Annotated in this window: 9 protein-coding genes; 3 read left to right on the top strand and 6 right to left on the bottom strand. The window is 54.0% G+C overall.

The genetic code is table 11. The features are described from left to right. Nucleotides 1–200, bottom strand: a 200-nt coding sequence (locus E1297_RS49990) for a hypothetical protein (protein WP_209016324.1), incomplete at its 3' end; no start/stop codon positions are given. A 36-nt stretch (nt 201–236) separates the two neighbouring features. On the opposite strand from E1297_RS49990, the gene E1297_RS42305 reads away from it, so the two are divergent. Then, nucleotides 237–539, top strand: a complete 303-nt coding sequence (locus tag E1297_RS42305; protein ID WP_155149048.1) for an SH3 domain-containing protein — start codon at nt 237–239, stop codon at nt 537–539. Nucleotides 540–824: 285 nt separating this feature from the next. After that, nucleotides 825–1,208, top strand: a complete 384-nt coding sequence (locus E1297_RS42300) for a ribonuclease E inhibitor RraB (protein ID WP_155149046.1) — start codon at nt 825–827, stop codon at nt 1,206–1,208. Nucleotides 1,209–1,558: 350 nt separating this feature from the next. Here the strand turns inward: E1297_RS42300 and E1297_RS42295 are convergent, their stop codons facing one another. From E1297_RS42295 to E1297_RS42280, 4 genes are all read right to left on the bottom strand, one after another. Next, nucleotides 1,559–2,620, bottom strand: coding sequence for a lyase family protein (locus E1297_RS42295; RefSeq protein WP_244328089.1), 1,062 nt, complete (start codon nt 2,618–2,620; stop codon nt 1,559–1,561). 37 nt (nt 2,621–2,657) lie between these two features. Continuing rightward, nucleotides 2,658–4,172: a tripartite tricarboxylate transporter permease gene (locus tag E1297_RS42290; RefSeq protein WP_155149042.1), complete on the bottom strand. Its 1,515-nt coding sequence runs from the start codon at nt 4,170–4,172 to the stop codon at nt 2,658–2,660. 5 nt (nt 4,173–4,177) lie between these two features. Continuing rightward, nucleotides 4,178–4,645, bottom strand: a complete 468-nt coding sequence (locus E1297_RS42285) for a tripartite tricarboxylate transporter TctB family protein (RefSeq protein ID WP_196223545.1) — start codon at nt 4,643–4,645, stop codon at nt 4,178–4,180. A gap of 67 nt (nt 4,646–4,712) precedes the next feature. Further along, nucleotides 4,713–5,672, bottom strand: coding sequence for a tripartite tricarboxylate transporter substrate binding protein (locus E1297_RS42280; protein WP_155149038.1), 960 nt, complete (start codon nt 5,670–5,672; stop codon nt 4,713–4,715). Nucleotides 5,673–5,772: 100 nt separating this feature from the next. Here E1297_RS42280 and E1297_RS42275 point away from each other — a divergent pair, with 100 nt between their 5' ends. Further along, on the top strand, nt 5,773–6,681 hold the full coding sequence (locus tag E1297_RS42275; RefSeq protein WP_196223544.1) for a LysR family transcriptional regulator: 909 nt from the start codon (nt 5,773–5,775) through the stop codon (nt 6,679–6,681). Nucleotides 6,682–6,851: 170 nt separating this feature from the next. Here E1297_RS42275 and E1297_RS49335 read toward each other — a convergent pair. Further along, nucleotides 6,852–7,074: DUF2189 domain-containing protein (locus E1297_RS49335; protein ID WP_368669837.1), on the bottom strand; the 223-nt coding region annotated here is incomplete at its 5' end.

Genomic DNA, 7,074 nt, shown 5'->3' with positions numbered 1-7,074 from the left:
AATCTGTCCAATACCTGAAACGCGGTCCGGTGTTGCAGCAAGCCTCGGTCAAGGATCAATTCCAGCTCGTTTTGTTCGAACGTTGAGTAGAAAAAGAAATCACAACTTACCTCTGGCACAACTGAGAAATTTTCTTCAATGGCAGTACAAGAAGGATGCATTTTTGTTGTCAGGTAGTTCCGCTTGATGCTCTGAGTCATTACAATAGCGCTCGAGGCAACAGGCAGGTTAACGTGATGCGCAAAGCAATCTTCTTACCCTTGGCAGCATTTTTCCTTGGCGTCATTGTTCAAACTGAAACTGCAGCGGCAGCTTCTCTTGGACAATACGAGGTTTTTGGCGTTGAAAACGGTGACATGCTGAAACTACGGGCGGGACCCGGAATCGGTTTCAATGTGATCGTGGGTCTTCCAAATGGAACAGCTTTACGAGTCCACAGTTGCGAACAGACCGGCGGCACGCGTTGGTGTCGTGTGTCTTTGCAACGCGCGCGTGGGCTAAAGGGATACGTCTCCTGGGCATATTTGCGAAAAATCTGAAAAGGCAGTTAGCCCTGTCGTTTTGACGACACCTTTAGATATCGGTCGGAAACTTCCTTTCGGTTCTATTGAGCGTTTCATAAAGAGACTTCATCAGGCACATGGGCACGAACAGCCCTAGCCGGACCTTCGCTGTCACTGGAAATTGCGCTTTTGCAGCATGTCTCAAAAGGCCGAATGCACTGGTCGAGTAGGGTAAGGAAGAAGGACGGGGACAACCTTAGTTGAAGAATGAGGCTCCATTTGTTTAAAGTTCGGCGGCACCAAGGTTGAGGATATGAACCAGTGAAGTCACTCCTGAGAAACATTCATGCCAGGATCGTCGATCAGTTTTTTAAGCCGTCCAATGCACAAATGTTATCATCCGCTGCGGACCAAGGCGTGGATCTCTCAGAGCCCATACCCTTCACATTTTACATATCTTTCCGCAATTCTGATGACGCTGACGGCGTTGCCGCTATGCTCGAAAGCAAAGGCTATAAAATCACCCGAGAAACCGAGGAAGAAGATCCATACCCGTATGAGGTGGAAGCCGAAACAAAAATTCTTGGCAATGAAAATGAAGTCACTCAACAAGAAGATTTTTTTCGAACACTCGTGAGCAAATTCCCTGCCCGCTATGATGATTACAGTATCACCTACTCTGACGAAGAGGCCGTTTTCTACTGACCAACTTCGATATGGGCTCAGGTTTAATAACCGGGAAATGAAGTTAGCATCCGGGGCGATTGCGGACTCGATAGCATTCGAGCACCTGCCATATCTGGTGACGACACGTCGCTGATCTTTCAGTCTCCCTAAACGATCAGAAAATCCAATACTCTGGGCAATGCCTGGATCATCCAATTGAAAGCAATGACAATATAGCTCGAGGTCATTCCGCTGCACCTAACTGTCTGAGGATGGTGCGCGCGCCGTTAGTTGGTCGTTATAGTTCAGTGACACTCGGCAACCCTCAAAAGCAAACACTTAACAGGAACCGGTGTTCGCGAGGAGTGTCAGCAATCGATCACCCTACATCAATGAGACTGAGTTCCAATGTTTGTTTTCTCTCCAAGAAGTAACCGCTCCATCGCATTATGATCGACGATCAGACACTGGAACATTCTGTTTGACCATTCCAGGGCACCTGACGTCAGCAGGAAAGTTTCAGGTACCACGATCCACTCAGCGATCCACATGCCGCCCGAACGCTCATGTTCGTGGAGGGTCAACTCTCCAATCTGGTCCGCACGTTGACGTCCCAATCGGGCGACGGCTTCACCGAACTCCGAAGCTCGCTGATTTTTCTTGTGCCCCATGGCCGAAGACACGCCTTTACCGTTAACCGGGCGCTCATAGAACTCACCAATATCCGACGAGGACAGCAGATTCACATTATGGGCAATCTTGCACAAACTGCTACAGAGCAACCCAAGCGTAGTAACAACTTCCGCCACTCCGTCGCGGGCGTTCTGCCAATGCGGATCAATCGTGTTGAGCCCTAAGGTCTTGGCGACATTGCTTTTGATGATTTGACCGTCCTCGTTCTCATAGGCCTGTAAATCTCCCACCGGCCCGCCAACCTGAACGTTCAGCCCCCGTGCGGCAGCATCAGACAAAGCGTCACGGCGACGTTCCAGTTCTGAACGCCAGACACCCAGCTTGGTTTCCAACCGAATGGGCAAAGCATGCTGCCCATTGGTCCGCCCCATCATCTTCGCTCCACTACTGTCATGAATATTCCGATCCAGCTCTGCAATGAGTTGCGCGATCCCCGCATCGATCTGATCGATCCCATACCTCATCTGCAAAGACATGGCCGTATCCATAATGTCCTGAGTCGTAGCCCGAAAATGGACGAACTCAGCGAAGTCTCCCATCAGTGTTCTCAGTTGCCGCACCAATCCAACTATGGGCCGACCGACAAGCATCATGTCATCATGCAATTGGCTTTGGTTCAGGTCGGAAACTGAGATCGCGTTTAGCGCACTTGCAGCCTCAGCCGGGATCAGCCCAGCCTTCGCCTGACAGCTCGCAAGCGTCTGCTCAACCTTCAGCCAAGCCGAGAGCGTGGCGTGTTCGGACCAGATTGATCGCATATCTGAAGTCGAAAGGCAGTCGCGATAGAGGCCGAAATCAAGCATCGCCCAGCCCCCCCTCGGCGATCCTGCGCTCTTTCATGATGCCCCGGATACGGAAGGCTATCGCGCCAACACCAAGGATCAGGAATGCCAATGCGATAGGGCGCTCGACAAAGATCATCGCGCCACCATCAGACATCAGCAACGCCTGGCGAAACGTCTCTTCTGCACCCTTCGCCAGCACGAATGAGATCACAAAGGCCGCAATGTTGAAGTCAAACTTGCGCATCAGCCAGCCAGCGAAACCAGCGCAGGTCATCACGGTGACGTCGAACATCGACCCGCGCGCGGAATAGGCAGCGACGAAAGCTGTCATGAAGATCAATGGATAGAGCACATTGGTCGGAATTTTGAGGATCAGACGTGCAACCTGCGTGGCACCAAAATAGCCGATCAGGCCATATGCGAAGATCCCCAACATCCCGCAGGCAAAGAGTTTGTAGACCAGTTCCTTATCCGTCAGAAACAGAGTCGGACCAACCTGAATACCGTGGATCAGGAACACACCCAGAAGGATCGCACCAATGGTCGAGCCCGGAATACCCAGCGTCAGCAATGGTGCCATGGATGGCCCGGAAACTGCGTTGTTGGCAGCCTCAGGCGCAGCAACGCCTTCCAGCGCGCCCCTGCCCCATTGTTCCGGATTCTTGGCCCGGCGCTTACCCTCACCGTATGAGATGAATGCCGCGATAGCGGAGCCCAGCCCTGGCAGCACGCCGATACCCGCGCCGATGAATCCACCGCGCAGAGCGTGAGGCAGACAGGGCTTGTATTCTTCCCATGTCAGCTCATTGCCACTGGCTGAGCTTTCGTTTTCCTGGGTCTCACCTGTCGCCTTGCGGCGTTCTTCGAGCTGGGCAAAAACCTCACCTAAAACAAACACACCGATCATCAGGGGGACAAGACCGATACCATTCGACAGGTCGAACGAGCCAAAGGTATAGCGTTCTTCGCTTGAAATCGGGTCGAGGCCGACCATGGCCACCAAAATGCCCAACAGAGCCGAGGCCAGTCCTTTGACAATCGACTTACCAATGACCGACCCGATGACCACAAAGGCGGCAAAGTAAATGGCAAAGGTCTCTGGTGGCCCCAGCTTCAGCGCGATGGCTGCGATAAATCCTACGCCGACGACCAGCAGAACATCTCCCATGAAATCGCCGATGACGGACGAAATCGTGGCAACCTTCATCGCTTTGCCAGCCTTCCCAGCGCGTGCCAGCGGGTAGCCGTCGATCTGCGTAGCAGCGCTCGCGGCGGTTCCCGGCGTATTAAACAGGATGGCAGCTATAGAACCGCCATATCGGCCCGACTTACCGATCACATAGAGAAAGGCCAACGCAAACAGCGGCGACATATAGAAAGTGATCGGCAACAACATTGCAATCGCGGCCGAGGCGGTCAGGCCCGGGGTGGCCCCGACGATCATGCCAACTACGGCTGCAAGAACAATGGCAAAGAGCAGCATCGGATCAGTGATAACTGAAAGGAGAGCTGGGAAGATTTCCATAAGAATTACCCCTGTATCCAGCTGAGCAGGTCGAACACTTCGCCGTAGGGCGGAAAGACACCCAACAGCACGAAGAAAATGATGTGGAAAATGAGCGGGCACAGAACGGCGGACGATACCAGTCCGGTCCAGCTGCGCACACCGAACATATAAAACACAACGGGTGCCACAATCGCGGTGGGCAGAAGGTAGCCGAACCACCGGAACGATTGCTGATAGATCAGCGCAATTACGAACAACGCGATAACTTGAAACGCAGCACCTTTGTCTGTGCTGACAGGCGCGATCCCTGCAGTTTGGCGCGATGCGCCCAAGATCAGCAGGATCGACAGAAACAGCAGAGCAACTGATGCTGCGAATGGGACAATCCCAGCCCATGTATCACCAGGCGAGGCGGCCGGAACCTGCCAGGCCCCCCAGACAGCAACAAGTGATAGGGTCGCAAGCACCAAACCTTCGACATAGGCGCGCATGGCATCCTCCCTGTATTCTGCGAAAAGCATTGAATCGGGTGGATATGCCACCCGATCCGTTTTTGGGTCAGTTGGTAAGGCTCTCAACAAGCGGTTGGGTGTCCGCTTTCATTGAGGTGAGCGTAGCCTTGGCATCTGCGCCCTTCTGAAATACCGGGCCGGTTCCGCGAGAGGCCAGGAGTTCAGCAAATTCCGGTTTGGCTGCGATTTGCTCCAACGCCATTTCCATGGCTGCCACCACTTCCGCAGGCGTGTCTTTGGGGGCGAAGACGATGACCGGCGAAGAAACAGCGGCAAACGGAATACCCAGTTCACCGAAAGACGGCACCTCGGCCATGATACCGTCACGCTCCTGACTGTTGACGGCCAGCGCGCGCAGTTGATCTTCGAAACCGGCAAGTTGCTGGACGCCCAGAAAGCCAAAATCCGCCTGCTCACCGATCAAAGCGGCGCGGGTTGGTCCGCCACCCTTGAAAGGCACATCCTGAGCTTCGATTCCGTTATTGGCCAGAAAGCCCAACCCACCAACATGATGGAAGCCACCGCGACCCGAATGTGCCCAACGCAGTGAGCCCGGTTCCGCCCTGGCTGCGTCGATCACATCCTGAACTGATTGGAACGGGCTGTTCTTGGGCACCATAAGCGAGGTCTGCAGCTGGCCGACTTGTGCGACGAACTCAAAGCTCTCCAGCGCGTCAATGTCGGTGTCACGCGTCATCGTCGACAGCAGGAACGAACCACCCGAGGTCATCATCATGGTGTAGCCGTCTGGGCGTGCGCCCACGACCGAGTTTGCTCCGTTCAACCCGCCGGACCCGGGCTTATTCACAACCACTACAGGCACATCCAGAATACCTTCTGCTGCAGCCGAGATGGCCCGGGCATATGCATCGGTACCGCCACCGGCTTTGTAAGGCACAATCAGGTTGATCGGTCGTTTGGGCCAATCAGCGGCAAAGCTGGCCGTGGCTGTTGCGGCAATCGCAATCGCTGCAAACGCGGTGGTCAGAATACTACGTCTTTTCATCGGGTCCTCCCTAGCTCGGTCACCCGCAGTCTATACCCAAACCACAATTGCAAAAATTGCAAAGATGTTATCTACTCTTGCAAAATATGGAATTATTGAGATGAACATCAAAGGGCTTCGTGCGTTCACAGCAACATTGTCCGAGGGCTCTCTGGTCGCGGCGTCGGAGAGATTACACCTGAGCCAGCCGGCCGTGAGTCGACTGATCTCTGGTCTGGAAGCTGAGTTGAAGCTCAAGCTCTTTGATCGCAGTGGCCGCGCCTTAACACCAACGCCAGAGGGGCTGGCCTTTTATCGCGAGGCGGGCCGTATCCTCGACAATCTGGATGAAGTTCCGCGCATAGCTGCAGAAATTCGAGCTGGGCGCACCGAGACACTACGCGTTGTGACGATGCCCAGGATTGCGCACTCGCTTTCTGTTCCAGCCGTTACAAAGTTCCTGAAAACTAACCCTGAAACCAATGTCAGCCTGGATGTTCGCGCCAGACGAGAGGCTGGCAAATGGCTCGCAGGGCGAGAATATGACATCGGAATCGGCGCATTGCCCGTTGATCATCCGGGCATAGCGACCAAACCCCTTCTTCGCGTTCGTGCTCAGGTAGTTTTGCCCAAAGAGCACCCGCTTGCTGACCGGAACGAACTGAATGCGCGCGATATTGCACAGGAACCGATCATACGTCTGATGCACGGCCTGCTGCTGCGGGATCAACTCGACGACATCTTCCGCTCAGCAGGCGTAACACCAAGGCAGACCTGCGAGGTTGCCGCATCCCAACTTGCCTGTTCGCTCGTTGCAGAGGGTGTGGGCCTCACGATCGCCGATGAACTTGTCGCAGCCCAAACCGGTCTCGAGCGGATTACTCTTGTTCCCATTGTGCCCGAGCGCTGGATGACCTTTGGCTTATTGTTCCCGATATCCCGTCGAAAAACACCAACTGAATTTGAAACGGCATTATCGGAGGTTGCTCGCGAACTCATCGATCAGAGTCCTACCCTCGAACTAGCCTGAATTGGGGTTAAGTTGGTCTCGTGTTTATTTGTAAATGGTGACAAGCAGGCAAAATCAATCAGCGACACCGAATTCAATTTTTTCGCTTCAGCGTGGTAAGTTGCATCGTTGAGCAGGCGCCCTCGTTAGCCGGAGCAAATGGTAGCTTCCCAAGATGATGACCGGATAGATCACCCCTCAGCAGGTGAGACGGCCCGCTGATAAAGATGCCATGTGGTGTGGCCCAGGATTGGCAAAGTGAAGATGAGGCCTAGAAACGCGGGAATCATCGACAACAGCATTGTAACCGAGATGATTGCAGCCCAACCGAGCATGACTACCGGGTTTTCAGTCACGACACGGATCGATGTTAACATGGCGGAAACAAAATTGGTTTCCCGGTCGAGCAGCATG

It is taken from the genome of Roseibium sp. RKSG952 (assembly GCF_009711355.1).
Note: the sequence above shows the minus strand (reverse complement) of the source record. Positions and strands in the feature narration are given on the sequence as shown.

Coding starts and splice junctions, on each gene's coding strand:
- E1297_RS42305 (WP_155149048.1), top strand. CDS start 237: ATGCGCAAAGCAATCTTCTTACCCTTGGCAGCATTTTTCCTTGGCGTC.
- E1297_RS42295 (WP_244328089.1), bottom strand. CDS start 2,620: ATGCGATCAATCTGGTCCGAACACGCCACGCTCTCGGCTTGGCTGAAG.
- E1297_RS42290 (WP_155149042.1), bottom strand. CDS start 4,172: ATGGAAATCTTCCCAGCTCTCCTTTCAGTTATCACTGATCCGATGCTG.
- E1297_RS42285 (WP_196223545.1), bottom strand. CDS start 4,645: ATGCGCGCCTATGTCGAAGGTTTGGTGCTTGCGACCCTATCACTTGTT.
- E1297_RS42280 (WP_155149038.1), bottom strand. CDS start 5,672: ATGAAAAGACGTAGTATTCTGACCACCGCGTTTGCAGCGATTGCGATT.
- E1297_RS42275 (WP_196223544.1), top strand. CDS start 5,773: ATGAACATCAAAGGGCTTCGTGCGTTCACAGCAACATTGTCCGAGGGC.